Source organism: Rhodococcus sp. IEGM 1241, assembly GCF_033142365.1.
In the GTDB taxonomy this organism is placed as follows: Bacteria; Actinomycetota; Actinomycetes; order Mycobacteriales; family Mycobacteriaceae; genus Rhodococcus_F; species Rhodococcus_F erythropolis.
Genome location: NZ_JAWLSE010000004.1, coordinates 604,204 through 626,437 on the forward strand (window position 1 = coordinate 604,204; position 22,234 = coordinate 626,437).

A 22,234-nucleotide genomic window follows, 5' to 3' on the forward strand; every position below is an offset into this window, starting at 1 on the left:
AACTCGCGAGGCCTGCGCTCTCAGCGGCTGCCGTACTCAACCTGGTTCAGCACGGAAGAATCTGCGTTTCCGCTGCGGTCGATCTCGGGACGAGTGTTGTCCGACGCGGCGGCCGTGACACCGAAGATGACGCCGGCACCCAGAACGGCACCGATGACAGCGCTGGCCACACCGGGGACAAGGAACTTCGTCATCGCGGATCTCCCAATTGGTCGTTAGTCGGTCGTTCGCGGTCGGACGGACTTACCGGCCCGTACGAACTGCTCGGGTCAAGGTATCACCCGCACTCGAGAATCCGGACGATTACCCTCGTGACGTGCTGGTCAGTCGAGGGTTTCGGCACCGAGCGCGGTCAACAGAGTGCGCAGTTTCGTAGATGTCTCGTCGAGTTCGTCCTGCGGATCCGATTCGGCGACAATTCCACCACCCGCGCTGGCCCAGGCGTTGCGGCCGTCAGCACTGATCTCGGCGCAGCGGATGGCAACCACCCAATCGCCGTCACCGGCCTCGTCGCACCATCCCACGGCGCCGCCGTAGAAACGCCGAGGCTCCTCGGTCTCGCGGATGACTTTCAGTGCCGCGTCGGTGGGTGTTCCGCACAGCGCGGGCGTCGGATGCAGCGCGATGGCGAGGTCGAGCGCAGTGGTGTCGTTTCGCAGCGTGCCGCGGATCGGGCTGGCTAAGTGCCAGACCTCGTGAGTATTGGTCAGTTCGGGAGTTGCCGGTACCGACAGATCACTGCACATCGGTTGCAGGACCTCGCGGATCCACGCCGTCACGAAGGCGTGCTCGGCCAGATTCTTCGTCGAATGCAGAAGGCTTTCGCCTGCCTCGCGGTCTTGATCGGCGTGGGCGGATCGCTTGGTGGTGCCGGCCAACGGGCGACATGTCACGACGCGCCCGCGTCGACTGACCAATACTTCGGGCGTCGCGCCGACCAGGCTGTGGCCCTCGAATTCGGCTCCCGCAGCAGAGAGGTCGACGGCAAAGGTGTTGGCGACGGGATTGAGCGCCGCCATGCGTGCGGCGAGCGCGGTCGGGGAGATCGGGGTCTGCGTCCGAAGTTCCACAGTGCGAGCCGCGACAACCTTGTCGATCTCGCCGCTGCGGAGGCGTCCGATCAACTTTTCCACCCGACGACGATGCTCCGACGACGACGGGATCTCCCGGTCAACCCGGGTCGTCGGCAGGGCCTGGGGATCGCGCGGTTGCCACGGCCGCGACGCGATCGTCGCCTCGGCAGGTTCGTACAACGCGGTTGCGGCAGCCGGGTCGAAGGGGAGCGCTCCGACGATCAGCTTTGTCGTACCTGCCGACAGAGCGTGGGTGGCCGCGTCGGAGCTGTCGAAGCTGCGTCGTACGCCGCGGGTGACCACGCTGTGATCGGGGCGCGAGAGAACAAAACCGTCCATGGTGGCTTCGACACTAGTCGGCCACGGATCAGGAATGCGCGAAGGTCACTTCCCTGGAGGGACGATCAACACCGGCCGATGACTGTGACGCAGAACATGATCCGCGACGCTGCTCTGCAGTAGCGACCGCAAACCCGTAGTGCCACGGGTGCCGGTCACGATGATGTCGACGTCCAATTCGTCTGCGGTTTCGCAGATTGCAGACCAGATCGCGGATCGGCACTCGGCGCTTCTGCCTTCGACGGTCAGGCCTGCGGCCTCGGCCAGTGCGACGCCCTCGGCGAGGGTGACTTTGGCGTCGGTGTACGCGATGTCCTCGACGTCGTCGTCGGGAACCCACTCCGGTTGCATCACCCCGGACAGGCCGGACATGCGAGCGGCCTGGCGAACCATCGGCTCCCAGGCAGTGACGAGAACAGCACGATTGGCGGAGAGGAAACGCCCCGCATAGTCGACTGCACGCTTGGCGTTGTCGGAACCGTCGTACGCGATGAGCATCAGACCTTGTGGCATCACGACCTCCTCGTCAGCGGGGGAATCGGTTCTCTTCCAGGCTACCGTCCCGATGTGCCCGTGAGGGAGTGTATGGGTACCGGGTCCGTTACGGTCGAGGTATGCGGATCAAGTTTCTGAAGGCTGCGACGACCATTGCTTTATGCGGAGGGTTGGTTGCGGGATGCTCGGGCGAAAACGGGACCGCCGATCCGGTTTCGAGCGCCCCGACCAGCACCACCTCCGAGATCACGTCGACGCCTGCGGCATCCAGCTCCGCGCCCGTCGCCGCGTCGTGCGGTAGTGACCTTCTGGCTTCACTGTCCCTGCGTCAGAAACTTGCCCAGCTGCTCAACGTCGGCGTCACCGGGACCGACGACGCGTTGTCGATAGTGCAGAACGAGGAGATCGGCGGCATCTTCGTCGGAAGTTGGACCGATCAGTCGATGCTCACCAATCGCGAAGTGCCGCAGGTTGCTTCGGCGTCGAAGTTGCCGTTGATGGTGACGATCGACGAAGAAGGTGGACGAGTTTCCCGCGTCGCGGACATCCTCGGGCCCGATCCGTCGGCCAGGGAAACGGCGCAGACCATGACAGTGGAACAGACGTACCAGATGGCACTCGAGCGTGGACGTGGGTTGAAGGATCTCGGGATCACCGTCAACTACGCCCCCGACGTCGACGTCAGCAGCCAACCCGACGACTCCGTGATCGGGGACCGCTCGTACTCCGACGACCCCCAGACCGTGGTTGCCTACGCCGGTGCGTACGCGCAGGGTATGCGCGATGCCGGAATCTTCCCGGTGATCAAGCACTTTCCCGGGCATGGCAGCGCGTCGGGTGACTCGCACCGGGGCGAGGTGACAACGCCGCCGCTACAGGATCTGATCGCGTCGGACCTGATTCCCTTCCGGGAGCTGTCGGGAACCGGAGTCGGCGTCATGATGGGTCACCTCGAGGTTCCCGGTCTGACCGAGCCCGGTACCCCTGCCAGTATCAGCCCCGCCGCCGTCGCGTTGCTTCGCGACGGAGTGGGTTACGGCGCAGCGCCGTTCACCGGCCCGGTATTCACCGACGACCTCAGCGGAATGCAGGCGATCACCGACCGATACGATATTGCCGACGCGGTTCAGGCTGCGCTGGTGGCTGGAGTCGATCAGGCATTGTGGCTGACAACCGACGACGTTCCGCGGGTGCTCGACCATCTCGAGCAGGCCGTCGCGTCCGGTGAGCTTCCGCAGGCGCGGGTCGATCAGGCCGTGGTCACAGTTGCCACTGCCAAAGGTGCCGTGACCTGCTGAGTCGAAGTCAGGATTCGACGCACAATCTTACCGTAGAGTAAGATCGACATTTACCCTGTGGTTGGAGGAAGCATGGCCGGCGGTACCAAGCGACTGCCACGCGCAGTGCGTGAGCAGCAGATGCTCGACGCGGCTGTGGACGTGTTCTCCGACAGGGGGTTTCACGAAACTTCGATGGACACCATCGCAGCCAAAGCCGAGATCTCGAAGCCGATGCTGTACCTGTACTACGGCTCGAAGGAAGAGCTGTTCGCGGCGTGCATTCATCGTGAAGGGCTCCGCTTCCTCGAAGCGCTCGCCCCGGCCGGCGCGCCGAACCTGACTCCGCGTGAACAATTGCGCGCCGCTCTCGAGGGCTTCCTCGGGTTCGTGGGCGCAAACCGCAAGTCGTGGATGGTGCTCTACCGTCAGGCCGTCGGGCAGCAGGCTTTTGCGGGAACCGTGCAGTCCAGCCGCGATCGGTTGATCGAGTTGACTGCGCATCTGCTCGAGTCCAGCACCAAGGATCCTGATGCCGCGCACGATTACGGGATCATCGCCATTGCGCTCGTCGGCGCCGGTGAGGCGGTAGCCGACCGGGTCGCGGGTGGGGAAATCGAAGTGGATGCCGCAGCGGATCTACTCGAATCCCTCGCGTGGCGCGGCCTGTCGGGCAAGAAGAAGTCCGAATAGCCCCCAAACCACTCTGAGCGAACGTACCTTTCCGCGCATCCAAGGCGCTGAAAGGTACGTTCGCTCAATTGGGGTGGGTGGGAAACCCGACAAAACTCAGGTCAGCGCAGCGTCGCCGTGACGTGCGGGTAGCCCTTCTTCGGGTGACGCAGCGACAGATCCCAGCCGCCGTCGGTGCGATCAGCGTAGGCATTCAGCGTCGCCGGTAGCAGAATCGGCTTGCCGAAACGCACGCTGTAGGTGACCTTGTCCGCGACGGATCCCTCGACGGTCCGCAGAACTGCCGCGGCACTCCACATTCCGTGAGCAATGGTCTTCGGGAAACCGAAAGCCTTGGCGCCCAGAGACGAGACGTGAATCGGATTGCGGTCGCCGGAGACGGCGGCGTACTTGCTGATCGTGGTCTGGTCGACGCGGATGGTGCTCATCGGCATCGGCGGGACCTCGTCGGCCTTGGGCTCCGGACCTGGCTGGCCGGACAGGGAGGTCTTCTGCTGGTTCAGGAAGCTCGAGGTCTGTCGCCAGACCAGTTCCCGTCCCACCCGAATTTCGGTGATCACGTCGATCAGCAGGCCCTTGCGGTGCTCACGCAGGTTCTCGGCATGCACCGAGAGGTCAAGCGGTTCGCTGACGGAGATGGGCCGCAGCGATTCGATGACGTTCTCGGCGTGAACGGAGCCGACGGCGGCGAAGGGGAAGTCCTTCGACACCATCAGCTTCATCACGGTCGGGAAGGCCAAGGTGAAGGGATACGTGATCGGCAGAGTGTCGCCGAATCGCAGTCCGGTCACGCGGCAGTACGCCGCCAGATTGTCGGTGTCGACCTTCAGTCCGGTGAGGGTGAAGGTCTGCTGTGGCACCGAGCGCGAGTTGGACTTGTTCCACGGCAACAATCCCAGTACCGCCCGGGAGTAGATGTCGATGGTCTTTGGCTGCTCGGTGAGCGCGACGGTCTTTGTTGCCATCATGCGCCCAGGAGGCTCTGGCCGCAGACGCGAACGACCTGTCCCGTAACGGCATTGGAGGCCGGGCTGGCGAAGTATGCGACGGTCTCGGCGACGTCGACGGTCTTGCCGCCCTGCAGGAGCGAGCTCATGCGGCGGCCGGCTTCGCGGGTGGCGAAGGGGATGGCTGCGGTCATGGCGGTCTCGATGAAGCCCGGTGCGACGGCGTTGATGGTGATGTTCTTCTTCGCCAGGACGGGAGCTTCGGCGTGTACGAGGCCGATGACGCCGGCCTTGGAGGTGCCGTAGTTGGTCTGGCCGCGGTTGCCCGCGATGCCGGCGATGGAGGAGACGTCGACGACGCGGCCGCTTTCCTTGAGGGCGCCCTTCTCGACGAGGTGCTCGGTGATCTTCTGCGGTGCAAGAAGATTGACGTTCATGACCATGTTCCAGCGGCCCTCGTCCATGTTGGCGAGGGTCTTGTCGCGGGTGATGCCGGCGTTGTGGACGATGATGTCGGCTCCGCCGTGACGCTCGAGGAGGTGAGCTGCGAGGACCTCGGCTGCGTCGGCCGCCGTGACGTCGAGGGCGAGGGACGTGCCGCCGACCTTGTTCGCGGTCTCGGACAGTGCTTCGCCGGCGGCCGGGATGTCAGCGCAGACCACGTGTGCGCCGTCGCGGGCCAGGACCTCGGCGATTGTGGCACCGATGCCGCGGGCTGCGCCGGTGACGACGGCAACCTTTCCTTCGAGCGGCTTGTCCCAGCTTGCGGGCGCGACGGAATCTTCAGCACCGACGACGATGACCTGGCCGTCGACGAAGGCGGACTTTGCCGAAAGGAGAAAGCGCAGAGTCGATTCCACGCCGGACAGTCCGGTGGACGCCTTGGGGGAGACGTAGACCAGCTGAGCGGTGGAGCCGCGCTTGATCTCCTTGCCGACGCTGCGGGTGAAGCCTTCGAGCGCGCGCTGCGCGACATGCTCGTCGACGCTCGACGTTTCTTCCGGCGTCGTGCCGAGAACGACGACGCGAGCCGACGGTGCGAGGTTGCGGATCACGGGCTGGAAGAACTCGAACAGCTGCTCGAGCTCGCTGACCTGAGTGATTCCGGTGGCGTCGAACACGAGTCCGCCGAAGCTGCTGTCGTGTGCCTGAGCGGCCGGGTAGTCGGAGAGCAGTACGCGAAGTGGTTCTGCGAGCCGACCCTTGCCGCCGATGAGGACAGGTCCGGCGAGTGCGGGTTCCCCTGCTTTGTAGCGACGCAGGTTCTCGGGCCTGGGCAGGCCGGCCTTCGACGCGATGAATGCGCCGGGGGCGGACGAGAGGAACTGTGAATAGAGGTCGGGAGCTCCCTTGCTGGCTGCCACGGTCCTACCTTCTGTTGTGTTTCGGGTTGTCTCTCACCGGGCAATCGGAAGAATGCGGCGATAGACAAGTAACTTACTACTGAGTAAGAATAGTCTTCAACAGGTAATCGCACCATCCTTGGAGACGCAAGTGACAAGCAAAGCCCGTTCAAACGCAAAGCCCGCCGCACCGCGCACCGCACCGGCCGCAGCCGCTGCGAAGTCCGCAGGTCAGCGCCGTCCGGTTGCGATCGTCGGCGGAAATCGCATTCCGTTCGCACGCTCGGACAAGGCGTACGCACAGGCGTCCAACCAGGACATGTTCACTGCGACGCTCGACGGTCTGGTGAGCCGATTCAATCTGCAGGGCGAGAAGCTCGGCATGGTCGTCGGCGGTGCGGTGCTCAAGCACAGCCGTGATTTCAATCTCATTCGCGAGTCCGTTCTCGGCAGCGCGCTGAGCCCGTACACGTCGGCGTACGACCTTCAGCAGGCGTGTGGCACGGGACTGCAGTCGATCATCGCCGTCGGCGACGCCATTTCAGCCGGCCGCATCGATTCGGGCATCGGCGGCGGCACGGACACCACGTCCGACGCCCCGATCGGCGTCAACGATCAGGCGCGCGAGTTCCTGCTTTCCCTAAACCGTGCGAAGTCCACGGGCGACCGCATCAAGCTGCTCGGCAACGTGCGTGCGGGCATGCTCGGCCTCGAAATTCCACGCAACGGCGAGCCTCGCACCGGCAAGTCGATGGGTGACCACGCTGCGATCACCGCCAAGGAATTCGGCATCAAGCGCGAGGACCAGGACGAACTTGCCGCTGCCAGCCACAAGAACATGGCGGCTGCCTACGACCGCGGTTTCTTCGACGACCTCGTCACCCCGTTCCTCGGCCTGACCCGCGACGACAACCTCCGTCCCGGTTCGACCGTCGAGAAGCTGTCGACGCTCAAGCCTGTCTTCGGTACCAAGCTCGGCGACGCGACGATGACGGCAGGCAACTCGACGCCGCTCACCGACGGCGCTTCTGCAGTCCTCCTCTCCACCGACGAGTGGGCAGCCGAGCGCAATCTTCCGGTTCTGGCGCACCTCGTCGATTCCGAAACCGCTGCCGTCGACTACGTCCACGGCAAAGACGGGTTGCTCATGGCTCCCACGTACGCGATTCCGCGTTTGCTGGCCCGCAACGGTCTGACCTTGCAGGACTTCGATTACTACGAGATCCACGAAGCCTTCGCTTCGGTGGTTCTGGCAACCCTGCAGGCCTTCGAGTCCGACGAGTACTGCAAGGAACGCCTCGGCCTCGACGGCGCGTTGGGATCGATCGACCGAAGCAAGCTCAATGTCAACGGATCGTCCTTGGCTGCAGGTCACCCGTTCGCGGCAACCGGCGGACGTATTGTGGCTTCCCTCGCAAAGATGCTCGCGGAGAAGGGTTCGGGCCGCGGTCTGATCTCGATCTGTGCGGCCGGTGGCCAGGGTGTCACGGCGATCATCGAGCGGTAACCGCTCCACAATCTCCCCACGCGACTGAAAACTGCGCTCACCTGCAGTGATCGTCGCGAGGGGATGCGTAATCGGGGATCCGGCCACGAGGGGTGGCCGGATCCCCGAACTCTTTGCAAACTTTTTCGCGCAGGCGTGTAACGCTGCAGAATAGCTACCGATATTCATGACAGCCCCGTGTTGCTGCCTGACCCCCGACCTGGCAGCAGCGCGGGGCTCTCGTATGTCCGGATATCCTGTATTGAGTTGTCGGTGAGCGCCGCAGCGACGGTTGATGCAGCGAGGAGCCAACAGGTGAGTGACGAAGAGGGTCCGTCCGTCGAGAAGACGAACAGCGAGGACTCGTCCCTCCCGGAACAGGAACTCGAGTCGGTCGGGGAACCTCAGTCGGTCGAGGAACCTCAGGCGGTCGAAGAGACCGAGTCGGTCGAGGAACCCAAGACCCCTGAGGACACCGAGGCGGTTGTCGAGGCTGAATCAGTAGAACCTGAACCAGCCGAAGCACCAAGGCCTGTCGACGAAGAAGCAATCGATTCCACAGAAGCGACAGTCGACGAAGCAGTAGACGAGCCGACAATCGTCGAGCCCACAATCGTCGAACCGGCCATCGACGAATCGGCAAACGAGGTCACCACCGTCATCCCACTCGTCCCAGCGGGGGACGCACCGCCGACGGAAGTAGTCGACTCGGCTCCGGCGACAGAAGCCATCGACGAGCAGACAGAGCAGTTCGAGCCCCCGGCAGTGGTGGTTCCCCCGAAGCCGCCGCGTCCCGAGTTCGTGCAGCAGTACGACACCCAGCAATTCGAACCCATCCAGCAGCAGTACGAGCCTGTTGTCCGCGAACCAGAGGCAGTTGCACCACCAGCACCGCAACAACAGCCAGAAGCGCCCGCTCCGGAGTCTTCCCGTAAGTGGGTCAAACCGGCGATAGCAGTCGGCGCCATCTTTGCCGTCGCAGTTATTGCCTACGGAGTGGACATCTTCACGTCGTCGGGGAAGACACCACGCGGCACCCAGGTCGCCGGGGTGGACATCGGTGATCTCACGCCTGCCGACGCAGAGGCCACGCTGCGCGCCGAACTCGGCCCAAGGCTCGTCGAACCGGTAGCGGTACATGCCGGCGGCGTCGATTCCGAGATCGTTCCCGCATCTGCGGGTGTGGACGTCGACTGGTCGGCGACGCTCTCGGGCGTGAACGCTCAGCCGATCAACCCGATCACCCGCATCACGTCGTTCTTCGGCTCCCGCGAGGTGCCCGTGGTGTCGACGGTCGACCAGGGTGCGTTGGATGCCTCGATGTCGCAACTTGCGGCGAACAGCGATCGTGCGCCCGTCGAAGGCGCAGTCGTGTTCGAGAGTGGGAAGGCGACGGGTGTTTCACCTGCCGCCGGCCAGGCTCTCGAAACGCAGCAGGCGGGCGCAACGTTCGCCGCGGAGTGGTCTGACGGTGGCGTCGTCGATCTTCCGGTCGACGAGGTGCCGGTGACGGTCACTCAGGCCGGTGTCGATCGCGCACTGCAGGAGATTGCCATTCCGGCTGCCTCGGGTGATGTCGTGGTCAACGGCCGTGACGGCAAGGTTGCGACGCTCGGCGTCGACCAGATCGGTGAGGTTCTGACCTTCACCCCTGACGGCTCGGGTGGGCTGACTCCGCAGTACAACACGGATGCTGCGATCAAGATTCTGACTCCGCAGTTGGTATCGACTGAAGTACAACCCAAGGACGCGTCGTTCACCTTCGCCGGTGGTAAGCCGTCGGTTGTGCCGGGTGTTGTCGGTGATCTGATCAACTGGCCGGACACGGTCAAGGAACTTCCGGTTCTGCTGGGCAGCACGGCTTCTCGGGCAACACCCGCCGTGTACGGACCGGTCCCGCCGGCGTTGACCACCGAAGCCGCGGATGCCCTCGGCATCAACGAGGTGATCGGCGAATTCACCACCGGTGGTTTCGAATACGCGTCTGGTGTGAATATCGGCCTGGCCGCATCGGAGATCGACGGGGCCGTGATCAAGCCAGGGGATACGTTCTCGCTCAACGAGTACACGGGCCCGCGCGGTGCGGCTCAGGGATACGTCGAGTCGGGGATCATCAACAATGGTCGCCCGGACAAGGCTGTCGGCGGCGGTATCAGCCAGCTCGCGACGACGCTCTACAACGCGACGTATTTCGCAGGCATGGACGACGTCGCGCACACCGAGCACAGTTACTACATCTCGCGGTACCCCGAGGCGCGTGAGGCGACCATCTTCGATGGAGCGATCGACTTGCAGTTCCGTAATCCGGCGAAGACCGGCGTGATGATCGAGACGATTGCGACGTCGTCGAACATCACCGTTCGGATCTGGGGAACCAAAACCGTCGATGTCGCTTCGACGACCGGCCCGCGTACGTCGCCGACGTCGCCGAACACCGTGACGTTGCCGGAGGGGCCTGGTTGTGTGGCTTCGAGCGGTGCGCCCGGATTCACGGTCAGCGACACCCGCGTGATCACCGACCACGCGAGTGGCGCCGAGATTTCCTCGAACACCCGGACCGTCAAGTACGACCCGGTGCCGATCGTGAAGTGCGAGTAGGGAACTACTTGCCGACGAGTGGGCCGAGGGAGCGGCCCGCGAGGTCGACGATGCCTGGCTCTTCGCCGTTGGTGATCAGGTTGATCACGACGCCGTCGATGCCGTGGTCGAGGATGCGCGTCTGAACCTGCTCGGCGACGTCGTCCGGGCTGCCGACGAAATGGCGTTCGGTGGCCTTGGCGACCACGTCTTCCGGCGCCGTGGTGATGTCGAGTCCACGCTCCGCGAGAAACGTTCGCTGATGCGCGCGAGCCTTGTCGCCGTCCTCGTCGATCATCATGAACGTGAGGAAGCTGGTCTCGAGGGTTGCGGGATCGCGACCGGCTTCGTCGCAGCGTGCCGCAAGTGCTTCCATCTTGCGCGGCAGTTCCGAGGGATCGCAGATGATGTTGAGGTGATCCGCGAAGCGAGCGGCGAGGCCGAACGTCTTCTTCTCACCGCCACCGCCGAGCAGGATCGGCAGGTCGTCGCGGACTCGAGGCTCGTTGATGGCGTCCTCGACGTGGTACCACTTGCCGTCGAAGGTGGGGCGCTCACCGCGGAGCATCGGCGCGATGATCTGCAGTGCTTCGTCGAGCTTCTGGAAGCGCTCGGTGAACGTTCCGAACTCGTATCCGAACGAATTGTGTTCGAGTTCGAACCAACCGGCGCCGATGCCCAGGATGGCCCGACCGCCGCTCACCACGTCGAGGGTGGTGACGGTCTTGGCGAGCATGGGCGGATTGCGGTAGGTGTTTCCCGTGACCAGTGCAGACAACTGGATGGTCTCGGTGGCCGTCGCCAGCGCGGAGAGCGCGGAGTAGGCCTCGAGCATCGGGGCGTCCGGCGCTCCGATTCCGGGGAGTTGGTAGAAGTGATCCATCACGAATGCAGTGTCGAAGCCTGCGGCTTCGGCTTCGCGGGCCTGCGCTATGACGGTGGGGAAGAGGTCCTTGACCGGACCGCCGTAGCTGAAGTTGGGCATCTGGTATCCGAGGCGAGTGCTCACCGTTTCGACGTTACTCGCGATCGGTTGACCTGGCACGATTTTACCAACTCTATGGATTCCGTTGTGCCGGGCAGACTTCCGGAATTCAGAGAAGTTCTTCGGCCGCTTCGCGTCGCTTGGCGCGCTGCTGGTGAAGCTTGACTGCCGCGATTGCGACGCCGCCACCGACGATTCCGCCGACGAGAGCGCCGACCCACGTGGACGATTCTTCGTACGAATCGAATTTGAGGCGCGCCATGATGCCGACTGCCGCGACGAGGTACAGCGCGATGCTGATCACGACCCGGGGACGGTTGTAGTTGGACAACACGTAGACATCGACGTCGCGCCGAAGTGCATAGACAATCGTGACCACCGAGCCGAACAGCGCGACGATCAGCAGCGCGAGCGAGATCCACGCCCCTGTTCGGCCGGCGACCCAGGGCAGAATCGCCGAGCTGACGAAGACTGCCCAGAAGACACTCTGCAATCCCACCGCCGAGGCTTCGTTCCAGACGTCGCGCTGCCGCTCGTCCTTGTAGAAGTCGTCGTCCAGATCTCCGACGAACCGCATTGCCTTCATCATGGTGCTCATGCCGTCTCCTCTGGAATTTCTGCGGTGAGTGCCGATTCGGGTAAGGGGAAGAGCGCTTCGACGGTGGTCCCCAGTGCCAGTGCCAGGCGAAGTGCCAGGTAGACACTCGGTGCGTAGTCGCCGCGTTCGACGGAGACGATGCTCTGTCTGCTCACCTGACCTGCCGTGGCCAGTTGCGCCTGGGTGAGGCCGGCGAGGCGTCGGTGCTCCCGCACGTTGTTGTCGCCGACCTTTCCAGTCATAGGAAAAGTAAAGAATACTTGTCACATGATGTCAAGTTTACTTGTCATATGAGAGGCTGAAGAGCATGCGTGAACGATTTCTCGAGATCGCCCTGGCCAATCCAGTGGTCGCAACGATCGTGGATCGGGCGCCGAAGCTGGGATTGTCGGAGTGGTACCTGACGGCGGGTGGGCTCTTCCAAACCGTCTGGAATCACATCGACGGCCGTGACCTCGGCGCCGGAATCAAGGACTACGACCTCTTCTATTTCGACGCCGGCGATCTGAGCTACGACGCGGAGGACCGTGTGATTCGTTCGGCGGCAGAACTGTTCGCCGATGTGGATGCCGATGTCGAAGTACGCAACGAAGCCCGCGTGCACCTGTGGTACGAGCAGCATTTCGGGATTCCCGGCGTTCCGTTCACCAGTTGCCGCGACGCTATCGACCACTTCGCTTCCACAACTTGCTGTTTCGGGATCACCAAGTCTGCGGGCGGCACTGTGGACGTGTATGCCCCGCATGGATACGACGATCTTTTCGACATGATCGTCCGTCCCAACCCGGTGCTGGCACCGAGAGAGGTTTACGAGGCCAAGGCGGCACGGTGGCGCGGGGAATGGCCTGCGCTGACCGTGGAGCCTTGGCCGGAGACCCTGACCTAGACTTCGATCGGCGGATGCAGCCTGTCCATGGTCCATTGCCGATTTCGGCGTGCAGCAAGTGAACTGGCCCCGAGTGAGGCGACGAGAAGGCCGCCGAGGACGGCGATCGAGACCCACAGTCTCGAGTCGATACCGCCGACGGTGAGTTGTCGTAGCCCGTTCACCGCGTAGGTCATCGGGTCGAAGGGGTGGATGATCTGGAACGGTTTCGCGGTGGTTTCGACGGGATAGATGCCGCCGGCCGAAACCAGTTGCAGCATCAGGAACGCCAGGGTGATGACGCGTCCGACGGATACTCCGAAGATGGCGTTGAATGCCTGGATCAACGCCATATACGTGGCAGTGATGAGCATCAGGAATCCGACGGTGCCGAGGGCGTGTGTGGGGTGCAGGCCGACGGCGAAGTGCACGACCAGGTACATCACGATCACCTGGCAGATGCCGATGAGCAATGCCGGCCAGTACGAGGCGAGGACCACTCGCAGCGCGCCGAGTCCGTTTGCGATGGGCCGGTTCTGGAGCGGCTTGAGCAGCATCCAGGTGATGATGCCGCCCACGAACAGCGCGAGGGGCAGGAAGAACGGAGCAAAACCGGTACCGAAGGTGCTTGCCCGGTTCTCGTAGGTCTCCTGTAGTTCGACCGGGCTGGAGAGGGTTTGAGCGGTTGCGGTTCGCTGCTGATCGGTCCAACTGGGAACCTGACCGGCGCCCTCGGTGAGTTTGGTCGCGAGTTCGGCAGACCCGGCACGGAGTTGCTCGGTGCCGTCGGCGAGTTTGGCTGCACCATCGGAGAGTTGGACGCTGCCGTCGGTGAGTTGAACCAGTCCACTGCTGAGGGTTTGAGCGCCGTCGTTGACTTGCTGACCGCCGTCACGCAGCTGCACCAGGCCGTTGCGGAGTTCACCGCCGCCGTTGGCCGCGGCATTCAGCCCTGCTCGGAAGGTGCTCGACGGATCGTCGAGTTGGTAAGCGAGTTGTTGTGCACCGCTCTTGAGTTCGCCTAGTTGGCCCATGGTCGCTTCACCGAAACCCTGAGTGCGCAGCATGTCCTGGGCAGGCGCGAGGGCATTGGCGATCTGTTGGCTGACAGGATCCGGGTTCAGCCGAAGGCTGGCCACCGCCTGCCCGACCAGCTGTGCGACGTCTGCTTGTGTGTTCCCGAGGACGCTCAGTTGGTCGACGACCTGGGTGACGCCACCACTGAGTTGGCTTGCGCCGTCGCCCAGTTGGACGGCTCCGAGATCGAGTTGCCCCAAACCGTCGGTCAGTGCGAGGACGCCGTCCGTGGCGGTATTGATACCGGTCGAGAGTTGCGCTGTACCGCCGGCAAGAGTGGCTGCACCGTCACGTGCGGTAACCATGTTGTCGGCCAGCGTTTTCGAGCCCGACGCCAATTCGCCGGCTCCGGCGTTGGCAGTGTTCACTCCGGCCGAGAGCTGGAGTGCTCCGTCGGCGGCCTGCTTCAAACCTGCACCCGCATCGGTCAATCCGACCAGAACCGTCTCGACGGACTGCGCGCCGATCTTGTCGCTGACTTGACTGAGAACCTGCTGGGCGGCATTTTGGCCGATGATGGTGCCGAGGTAGTTGTTGACGTCGTTGAAGGTGAACTGCAACTGAGCTTTGTGGGGGTCCTTGGACGTCGGGGAGGCAACGGCCTCGCTGAAATTCTCGGGCAGAGTGAGAGAGAAGTAGTACGTCCCGTCCGAGACTCCCTGTTCGGCTTCCTGCTGTGAGACCAGGTGGAGATCGAGCTCACCGGAATCGAGAAGTGCTTGGCTTACTTCGTCGCCAGCCTTGAGCTCTTGACCCTGCACCATTGCACCGCGGTCGGTGTTGACCAGTGCGACGGGGACCTTGTTGACCTCACCGAACGGATTCCAGAAGGCCCACAGGTACATTGCGCCGTACAGCAGTGGCATCAAGATGATGGTGACGAGTGCGATCCTGGGCATCGCGCCGCGGGAGAACCGCTTGAGTTCGGTTCCGAGAGACATTCCAGCGAGCATCGCGGTTACCTCGCCCCTTCTTGGTCGGGATTGGTGACTTCTTGGAGCAGGGCGACGGCATCGATGGGTGATCCGTCGGGCAGCGGGTTGACGGTCGACGCGATGATGGTCTGGTAGCTCCCCATCTCGACGAGTCGCTCGACGAGGTACGCGCGTTCGGAGTCGCGCCGCACCTGTTCGAGATCGTCGACGACGAGCAGGGCCGGCTTCTTCGTGTTCGCGACGGCGATACGCAGCAGGGTCGCCTCGAGTTCCCCGAGATCGCTGACGTACCGGCCGAGCGCAGGTAAGGGATGATCGCCGAAGGCGGGAGCGCACACCGCTTCGAGTTCGCGGTCTCCGGCACGTCCGATGAGCTTGTACCAGGGCGCATCCCAGCGAATTTGTTCGGTGATCAGATCTCGGACGGTGACGGACTCGGCAAGCTCGTCGATGTCCTCGAACCCGGCGACCCCGGCGATCTCGAAGATCTCTCGGGGACGCGTTCGACCGAAGACGGACAGTGATCCGGAACTGGCTTTCATTCGTCCGCTGAGTGTCAGAAGTAAGGACGTACGTCCTGAACCGGCGGAGCCTTCGAGGATGGTCACACCGCCTGCACGAATCTCGAGATTGACGGGTCCGAACACCGGCCCCCATGGGCCGTCGAGCGCCAAGTCCGTGGCGGTCAATGCCAGTTCAGGGGCGTAATCGAGTTGTGCGTGCTCTGGTGCGACCACGATGATCACCTGTCTGTTGATCTACTCGGCCTTCGAAAGAACCGAGTGCTGGTTCAGTGGACGTTCGTGCTCACCCAATCACATCGGTAGCGGGTGAGCGGTCCCACGAATGGGATGTGTCGGACACGATCGGTAACTTGGAGACCGAACGGTATGTATTCTGTTGGAAACGGACAGGGGGTGTCGAGGTGCCGGTTCGTAGACGCGGTATGTGCGCGTTACTGGTCATGGCCGCCCTGTCAGTTGTCTCCTGTGCCGGTGAGCGCGAGTCGCCCCCGTTCGTGTCGAGCGAGAGGCTTTTCGAGTTCACCGGTCGCAATGTCGGACCCGTGACCGTTCCGCCCTTGCCTTCCGATCGGCACGAGTCCGAAGCAGCGCCATACGGAGCCATCACCCTGTCCGGTGGGTGGAGCGGCGCAGCCAATGTCTCGCTGCCCGGATCCGTCACGTGTTTCGAGCACAACTGGGCGGATTCGCTGCCCGCCGGTCACCGCCAGTGGGCCTACGAGGTGCACACGAGTTCCTTCTACGAGTACGACGGCGGCGGCGAATATCCGGGGCGTGATTTCCAGTTGCAGGTCTACGTGAACGAAAACCCGGAACCAGGTCAGTCCGGGGCGACGATGATGTTCTCGGATCAGAGCGGACAGTTCGTGTCCTTCGGCGGCGGCGTCGACAATTCCATCGAAATAGTCAGTTCTCCGGACCGCAGGCGCGTGGCGCTTTCCCTGGTAGGAACGGCGGCACGGCCCGGCGAACAACCGACGACGTCCGTACTGTCCGCACAGATCAGTTGCCCGACCGTCGAGCGCAGATGACCACAGATTGCCTTGACTGCCGAGCATGAAAATGCCGGTCCCGAAACATTCTCGGGACCGGCACTTTTCATGAATCAGGAACGAATCAGAATGCTGCTTCGTCGATCTCCATGATGTCGTTCTCGGTGTTCGCGATGATCTCGCGTGAAGCGGTGAGCTCGGGCAGGACGTTCTTGGTGAAGAAGGACGCGATGGCGACCTTGCCCTCGTAGAAGCCCTTGTCCTTGTCGGAAGCGCCGTTGTCGAGTGCCGCGAGAGCGATCTCGGACTGGCGGAGGAGCTGCCAGCCGATGAGCAGGTCGCCGACGGACATCAGGAAGCGGACGGAGCCGAGGCCGACCTTGTACAGCTCGGTGGGCTGCTCCTGAGCTCCCATGAGGAAGCCGGTGAGCGTGGCAGCCATGGCCTGGACGTCTTCGAGTGCGGTGGCGAGCAGCGCGCGCTCCGCCTTCAGGCGACCGTTGCCGGCTTCGCTGTCGATGAAGGTCTTGATCTGTCCGGCAACGTGAGCGAGCGCGACGCCGCGGTCACGAGCGATCTTGCGGAAGAAGAAGTCCTGAGCCTGGATGGCCGTGGTGCCTTCGTACAGCGAGTCGATCTTGGAGTCGCGGATGTACTGCTCGATCGGGTAGTCCTGCAGGAAGCCGGAGCCACCGAGGGTCTGCAGGCTGTCCGTCAGGTACTGGTACGCACGCTCGGAGCCGACGCCCTTGACGATCGGGAGCAGCAGGTCGTTGACGCGGAACGCGGTGTCCTTGTCTGCGCCCGAGACGAGCTGGGCGACAACCTCGTCCTGGTGTGCTGCGGTGTAGAGGTACACCGCGCGCAGGCCTTCGGCGTATGCCTTCTGCATTGCCAGGCTGCGACGCACGTCGGGGTGGTGCGTGATGGTCACGCGCGGCGCTGCCTTGTTGGTCATCTGGGTCAGGTCAGCACCCTGAACACGCTGCTTGGCGTAATCGAGAGCGTTGAGGTAACCGGTGGAGAGGGTGGCGATTGCCTTGGTGCCGACCATCATTCGAGCGTGCTCGATGACGTCGAACATCTGGGCGATGCCGTTGTGGACCTCGCCGACCAGCCAGCCCTGTGCGGGGATGCCGTGGCCGCCGAAGGTGACCTCACATGTGGCGGAGACCTTCAGGCCCATCTTGTGTTCGACGTTGGTGACGAAGACGCCGTTACGCTCGCCGAACTCTTCGGTCTCGAAGTTGAAGTGCGTCTTCGGGACGAAGAACAGGCTCAGGCCCTTGGTGCCGGGTCCGGCGCCTTCGGGGCGAGCGAGAACGAGGTGGAAGATGTTCTCGAACAGGTCGTCCGAGTCGGCCGAGGTGATGAAGCGCTTGACGCCCTCGATGTGCCAGGAGCCGTCGTCCTGCTTGATCGCCTTGGTGCGTCCGGCACCGACGTCGGAGCCGGCGTCGGGCTCGGTGAGGACCATCGTGGCGCCCCATCCGCGTTCGACGATGGTGGCTGCCCACTTCTTCTGCTCTTCGGTGCCGTTGTTGAACAGCACGTCCGCGAAGGCGGGTCCGGCCTGGTACATGTGCGCTGCAGGCTGTGCGCCCAGGATCAGCTCACCGATGGCCCACACGACGGAGCGGGGAACCGGCACGCCGCCGACCTCTTCGCTCAGTCCCATGCGGTACCACTCGGCATCCCACAGAGCCTTGAACGACTTCTTGAAGGATTCCGGAAGTGCAACGGTGTGCGTCTCGGGATCGAAGACAGGGGGGTTGCGGTCCGCGTCGGCGAAAGATTCGCCAAGCGGTCCCTCGGCCAGGCGTGCGACCTCTGCCAGCATGTTGCGGACAGTGTCGGCATCCAGGTCGCCCCAAGCGCCTTCGCTCAGTGGCTTCTCCAGTCCGAGAACCTCGAAGAGGTTGAACTCCAGGTCCCGAACGTTGCTCTTGTAATGGCCCATGTCTTCTGCTTCTCCCAGTGAGGTGGTGCGGTCCAGCACTCCTAGTACCGCCCGAAGTTTATTACTCGTCGGTAACTTAATACATGTTACTAGCCGTTCTTTGCATTGCCAACACCGGATTTGCGTCCGATGACAAGCGCGTCGACCGCGATTCCCGTTTCGGTGTGTCTGTGCGGATTTCCGGCGATCTCGAACTCGAGCCTTCCTTGGAACTCCTGCATCAATTCTTCTGGTGTGTAAAGGATTTCGGGATCTTTCGGTCCGCCGACGCCGTAGTCGATGTTGCTTCGGTCGTGCCCCAAAATCATGAGGATTCCATCAGGTTTCAGAGAATTTATGGCACGGTTCACAACCAGGGTCCGTTGTGGTGCGGGCAGATGAAGGTAAAGAAGCAGGGCCAAGTCGTATCCCTGCCCGTTCCTGGAGGCGTAATCCGCGACGGTGACGTCGCCGCATCGGTAGTCGAGCCGCTCGAGAACCGATCGAGGTGAGCGGGCCGCGATCGTGCGGGCTTTCTCGATCGCGACGGCCGAGTAGTCGATGCCGGTGACCTCCCAACCGCGGGTCGCGAGCCACAACGCGTTACGGCCCTCGCCACACGCCAGGTCCAGTGCCTGGCCGTGGGGGAGGGCCGTCGCGTATTCCACCAGCAGTTCGTTGGGAGGAGCGCCCCAGACGAGCTCGGTTTCTTCGTACTTCTTGTCCCAGGCCGCCGCATCCATAGATGACGACGGTAGTGCCACTCAGTGGTTACGCACTCCGTCCATCGGGTTCTTGCGAAGGGCGGCGCGCGTCGGGATCGCGATGGAGACAAATCCCAGAACAGCGGTCACCGCGACGATGGAACCGTAGATCGCCGGTGAAATCGCCGGGATCGGCTGCCCGGACACCGCTACGGCGATACCCATCAGAGGCGGCAGGGCGATCAGTGATCCGACCACGACGGCGATTCCCACCACCATCAACGACTCGATGCGCATCATCGCTCGGACCTGCCTCGTCCGCGAGCCCACCAGTTGAAGGAGCGCGAACTCGCGGGAACGCTCGGCAGTGGCGGCGACCAGGGTGTTCACGACGGCGACTGCGAGATAGCCGAGCAGGACGAGTACGGCGAGGATGCTGACCCAGGACTGCATACGACGCTGATCTTCGCCCGCGGCCCCGAACTGGTCCTGGTTCATCGCGGCGATCGAGGGGAACGAGCGCAACGACTGCTGGACTTCGGCCGACCGTCCGGGTTCCGCAGCAACCAGAACGGTGTCGATCAGAGCGTCGGTGGAGTGCTGACGCAAAGTCTCGATCGGCATGGTCACGTCCCCGAATCCGAGGCCGCGACCGTATCTTGCGACGACCATCGGATGCACCAGTGTGCCGTCCCCTAGATAGAGGTCGACGCGCTGACCTACCTTGGCTCCGAGTGTGAAGGCGCCGTCTTCGCTCACGGCAACGGTATCGCCGGTCAGAGCGCTCAGGTCGCCCTCGGTCACCGCGAGATCGAGGGTCGCGTCGGCGCTGGCGGCGTCGATGCCCTGGGCAGCGATCGCGCTGTCGGCTGAGCCGCCTTCCTCACCGCTGGGTACCGGCAGGACTTGACTGCGGACCACCGGGTTTGCCGCGCTCACTCCAGGCACCGATGCGATCGAGTCGAGGAGCGAGGGAGCGATACCGGCCGGCGCGCCGACGATCAGGTCGGCGGTGACGCCCTTGATCGACTGGTTGGTCGCCTCGGCGGCGACGGTGCTCTGGCTGAAGAACTGCACCGAGCCCAGTGCGATTGCGAGAGCCAACGGAACAACCGCCGACGAGAGCCGTCTCGAATTGGATTCGGCGTTGGCGGCAGCGAGAACTTTGGACGCCGACCCACTACGGCGCAGTGGACCGCCGATCACCTTGATGATGCCGCGCACCAACAAGGGGCCGAGCAGTGCGACCGAGAAGATCAACAACAGTGCGCTCGAACCGGCTCCAGCGGCTGCCACGCTGCCGGGCAGGAAAGCGGGGAGCACGCACGCGCTGAGGCCGGCGGCGCCGAAGATCAGCCCGGTGACGATGCGTCCGCGGCTCAGTTTCGCCGGGCCGCTTTCGGATTCGCGAAGCGCTTCGACGGGGTCGAGCTTCGCCGGTCGTCGTGCCGCGATCGCCGCTGCCGCGCGGGCAGTGAGTACGCAGATCAGGAAAGCCGCGATCGCCGGAAGCGGGCTGTACGCCAGCGCGAAATCGGTGGGCATGACCCCGGCGTCGGCAAACTGTGCACCCAGGAATCGGGCGAGCAGGTATCCGGGCACCGCGCCGAGAGCCGCCGCAGCCGCCGCGACGAGCAGCACTTCACGTCCGATCATGACGTGGACTTGTCGCGTGGTGGCCCCGATTGCCCGCAACAGAGCGAACTCTCGGCGTCTGGCGTTGATCGAGAGCGACAGCGTGCTGGAAACGACGAACATACTGACCATCAACGCGAGACCGGCAAACGACGCGCAGAGCACGATCAACTGGGTCCGCGCAGCACCGGCGTCGAGGAATTCGATGCCTCCGCGCGCAGTGCCGGTCGAGACCTCCGCGCCGGTTCCGGCGAGTGCATCGCGGGCGAGAGCGGCAGCATCCACGCCTGCGGGAGTGATCAATCCGACTGCGGTGAAAGCGTTCTGGTGCGGCCACAACCGTTCGGCCTCTGCGTCGTCGAGGAAGACGAGTGCCGGACGGTCGGGTGACGGCACCGAAGCCGAATCAGCTGTGCCGACGACGGTGTACTCGTCGGCTATCGCGCCGTGAGCCAGCGTGATTTGCTCGCCGAGAGCGGCGCCCGTGGTCGAGACCACCTCGTCTCGGCTCTGCGGAGCGCGCCCCTCGGTGAGCGAGTACGGCGCCAGTTGTGCTGTGTTCCAAGGATGTGCGTCGAGTACGACGCCCTCGGCGGTGCTGACGGGGACGGAGATGTCGGGAATCACCGTGACATCGAGGGCATCGAGCTTGCGGACGGTATCGCCGTCGAGGAGAACTCGCTCGGCAAAAGGCTGATCGGCGTCTTCCTTGACCTCGAGCGCCTGTGGTGCACTCACGACGGCGTCGGCACCGGCGTAGAGATGTGGTGAGACTCCGCCTCGCACTCCCGATTCCAGCAGCACACCCAGACCGCAGGTGAGGAGCGCTGCGCAGAATACGGAGACGAACACGGCGACGAAACCGGAGCGATGCGCTTTCAGGTGCGCAAAGGTGTGCGCTTTCATCATCACCAGTCCCCGAGGTGTGTCATGCGCTCGGCGATCTGCTGCGGCGTCGGGCGGTCGATGTGCCCGACCAGTTTCCCGTCGGCGAGGAACAGCACACGATCGGCGTACGACGCGGCCACCGGGTCGTGCGTGACCATGACGATGGTCTGATCGAACTCGGCGGCTGTCCGGCGCAACAACTCCAGAACCTGCTTGGCGCTGCGGGAGTCGAGGGCGCCGGTCGGCTCGTCGGCAAAGAGTGCGTCGGGGTGAGTGACGAGGGCGCGCGCGATGGCGACGCGTTGCTGCTGACCGCCGGACAGTTCGGAGGGTTTGCGCTTGCGGTGCGATCCGAGTCCGACGGATTCGAGGACGAAGGTCAGGTACTGCTTGTCGGCTCGTCGTCCGGCGAGGAGTAGGGGGAGCGTGACGTTCTGCTCGACGTCGAGAGCGCCGAGCAGGTTGTAGGCCTGGAAGACGAAACCGATGTGATCGCGACGGAAGATGCTGCGGGCCTTCGGCTTCAGCTGTGAGATCTCGGTGTCGCCCAGCCACACCGATCCGCTGCTCGGTCGATCGAGCCCTGCGGCGCAGTGCAGGAAAGTGCTCTTGCCCGATCCGGACGGGCCCATCACGGCGGTGAAGGTGCTGCGCGGCAAGGTGAGGCTGATGTTGTCGAGGGCGGTCACGGCGCCGCGGCCGTTGCCGTAGATCTTGCTGACGCCTTCGAGTCGCACGGCGGATGTTCGGGCGGCCGTGGCACCAGGGGCCGGCGGGGCGAGGACCGAGTGTCGATTCTTCATGGGATGAACGCTATGGAGATTCGGCATTCGTCGACATCCAGCAGGGTCCCGAATCAATG

20 protein-coding genes are annotated in these 22,234 nt (G+C 63.7%); 6 read left to right on the top strand and 14 right to left on the bottom strand.

All coding sequences use genetic code 11. From position 1 onward, the window contains the following. Window positions 1-20: 20 nt before the first annotated feature. The 3 genes from R4P70_RS21115 to R4P70_RS21125 form a co-directional block, all read right to left on the bottom strand. Window positions 21-194 carry a DUF2613 domain-containing protein gene (locus tag R4P70_RS21115; RefSeq protein WP_003945488.1) on the bottom strand — a complete coding sequence of 58 codons (174 nt, stop codon included), beginning with the start codon at window positions 192-194 and terminating at the stop codon, window positions 21-23. Window positions 195-323: 129 nt separating this feature from the next. Beyond that, entirely contained in the window at window positions 324-1,412 is a 1,089-nt protein-coding gene (locus R4P70_RS21120; RefSeq protein ID WP_317831551.1) for an isochorismate synthase, read from the bottom strand. Window positions 1,413-1,457: 45 nt separating this feature from the next. Continuing rightward, window positions 1,458-1,925, bottom strand: coding sequence for a universal stress protein (locus R4P70_RS21125; protein ID WP_003945900.1), 468 nt, complete (start codon window positions 1,923-1,925; stop codon window positions 1,458-1,460). A 101-nt stretch (window positions 1,926-2,026) separates the two neighbouring features. Here R4P70_RS21125 and R4P70_RS21130 point away from each other — a divergent pair, with 101 nt between their 5' ends. Together R4P70_RS21130 and R4P70_RS21135 are read left to right on the top strand one after the other, a co-directional pair. Beyond that, window positions 2,027-3,205, top strand: a complete 1,179-nt coding sequence (locus R4P70_RS21130; protein WP_019747138.1) for a glycoside hydrolase family 3 N-terminal domain-containing protein — start codon at window positions 2,027-2,029, stop codon at window positions 3,203-3,205. A gap of 72 nt (window positions 3,206-3,277) precedes the next feature. After that, entirely contained in the window at window positions 3,278-3,877 is a 600-nt protein-coding gene (locus tag R4P70_RS21135; protein ID WP_003945885.1) for a TetR/AcrR family transcriptional regulator, read from the top strand. A 101-nt stretch (window positions 3,878-3,978) separates the two neighbouring features. Here R4P70_RS21135 and R4P70_RS21140 read toward each other — a convergent pair whose 3' ends face one another. Both R4P70_RS21140 and R4P70_RS21145 read right to left on the bottom strand, forming a co-directional pair. Further along, entirely contained in the window at window positions 3,979-4,842 is an 864-nt protein-coding gene (locus R4P70_RS21140) for a MaoC/PaaZ C-terminal domain-containing protein (RefSeq protein WP_084326925.1), read from the bottom strand. Continuing rightward, window positions 4,842-6,188, bottom strand: coding sequence for a 3-oxoacyl-ACP reductase (locus tag R4P70_RS21145; protein WP_317831554.1), 1,347 nt, complete (start codon window positions 6,186-6,188; stop codon window positions 4,842-4,844). Before R4P70_RS21145 ends, R4P70_RS21140 begins: the two co-directional genes overlap by 1 nt. Window positions 6,189-6,318: 130 nt before the next feature. Between R4P70_RS21145 and R4P70_RS21150 the strand changes: the two genes are divergently transcribed. After that, window positions 6,319-7,674 (top strand): acetyl-CoA C-acetyltransferase, encoded by a 1,356-nt coding sequence (locus R4P70_RS21150; protein ID WP_019747140.1) that lies wholly within the window; start codon window positions 6,319-6,321, stop codon window positions 7,672-7,674. Window positions 7,675-7,968: 294 nt separating this feature from the next. Continuing rightward, window positions 7,969-10,251, top strand: a complete 2,283-nt coding sequence (locus R4P70_RS21155) for a VanW family protein (protein WP_317831556.1) — start codon at window positions 7,969-7,971, stop codon at window positions 10,249-10,251. A gap of 4 nt (window positions 10,252-10,255) precedes the next feature. Here the strand turns inward: R4P70_RS21155 and R4P70_RS21160 are convergent, their stop codons facing one another. The 3 genes from R4P70_RS21160 to R4P70_RS21170 all read right to left on the bottom strand — a co-directional run bounded on the left by R4P70_RS21160 (window position 10,256) and on the right by R4P70_RS21170 (window position 12,055). Then, window positions 10,256-11,239, bottom strand: a complete 984-nt coding sequence (locus tag R4P70_RS21160; RefSeq protein ID WP_317831558.1) for an LLM class F420-dependent oxidoreductase — start codon at window positions 11,237-11,239, stop codon at window positions 10,256-10,258. A gap of 85 nt (window positions 11,240-11,324) precedes the next feature. Further along, window positions 11,325-11,813: a hypothetical protein gene (locus R4P70_RS21165; RefSeq protein ID WP_019747143.1), complete on the bottom strand. Its 489-nt coding sequence runs from the start codon at window positions 11,811-11,813 to the stop codon at window positions 11,325-11,327. Next, window positions 11,810-12,055, bottom strand: coding sequence for a helix-turn-helix transcriptional regulator (locus R4P70_RS21170; protein ID WP_317831561.1), 246 nt, complete (start codon window positions 12,053-12,055; stop codon window positions 11,810-11,812). The genes R4P70_RS21165 and R4P70_RS21170 overlap by 4 nt, the downstream gene beginning before the upstream one ends. Window positions 12,056-12,120: 65 nt before the next feature. Between R4P70_RS21170 and R4P70_RS21175 the strand changes: the two genes are divergently transcribed. Next, on the top strand, window positions 12,121-12,699 hold the full coding sequence (locus R4P70_RS21175) for a nucleotidyltransferase family protein (protein ID WP_317831563.1): 579 nt from the start codon (window positions 12,121-12,123) through the stop codon (window positions 12,697-12,699). Here R4P70_RS21175 and R4P70_RS21180 read toward each other — a convergent pair. Together R4P70_RS21180 and R4P70_RS21185 are read right to left on the bottom strand one after the other, a co-directional pair. After that, entirely contained in the window at window positions 12,696-14,708 is a 2,013-nt protein-coding gene (locus R4P70_RS21180) for a YhgE/Pip domain-containing protein (protein WP_021333162.1), read from the bottom strand. The two genes, R4P70_RS21175 and R4P70_RS21180, sit on opposite strands and share 4 nt — an antisense overlap. 5 nt (window positions 14,709-14,713) lie before the next feature. Further along, the gene (locus R4P70_RS21185; protein ID WP_317831566.1) at window positions 14,714-15,436 is read right to left on the bottom strand and encodes an ATP-binding cassette domain-containing protein; all 723 of its coding nucleotides are present in this window, start codon (window positions 15,434-15,436) and stop codon (window positions 14,714-14,716) included. A 179-nt stretch (window positions 15,437-15,615) separates the two neighbouring features. Between R4P70_RS21185 and R4P70_RS21190 the strand changes: the two genes are divergently transcribed. Continuing rightward, entirely contained in the window at window positions 15,616-16,245 is a 630-nt protein-coding gene (locus R4P70_RS21190) for a hypothetical protein (RefSeq protein WP_223257928.1), read from the top strand. An 85-nt stretch (window positions 16,246-16,330) separates the two neighbouring features. Here the strand turns inward: R4P70_RS21190 and R4P70_RS21195 are convergent, their stop codons facing one another. The 4 genes from R4P70_RS21195 to R4P70_RS21210 form a co-directional block, all read right to left on the bottom strand. Next, complete coding sequence (locus R4P70_RS21195; RefSeq protein ID WP_020906438.1) at window positions 16,331-18,166, bottom strand: acyl-CoA dehydrogenase; 1,836 nt, start codon at window positions 18,164-18,166, stop codon at window positions 16,331-16,333. 89 nt (window positions 18,167-18,255) lie between these two features. Next, window positions 18,256-18,888, bottom strand: a complete 633-nt coding sequence (locus tag R4P70_RS21200; RefSeq protein WP_269577670.1) for a class I SAM-dependent methyltransferase — start codon at window positions 18,886-18,888, stop codon at window positions 18,256-18,258. Between the two features lie 21 nt (window positions 18,889-18,909). Continuing rightward, window positions 18,910-21,393, bottom strand: coding sequence for an ABC transporter permease (locus tag R4P70_RS21205; RefSeq protein WP_317831571.1), 2,484 nt, complete (start codon window positions 21,391-21,393; stop codon window positions 18,910-18,912). Beyond that, window positions 21,393-22,175 (bottom strand): ABC transporter ATP-binding protein, encoded by a 783-nt coding sequence (locus R4P70_RS21210; protein WP_019747152.1) that lies wholly within the window; start codon window positions 22,173-22,175, stop codon window positions 21,393-21,395. The genes R4P70_RS21205 and R4P70_RS21210 overlap by 1 nt, the downstream gene beginning before the upstream one ends. Window positions 22,176-22,234: the final 59 nt, after the last annotated feature.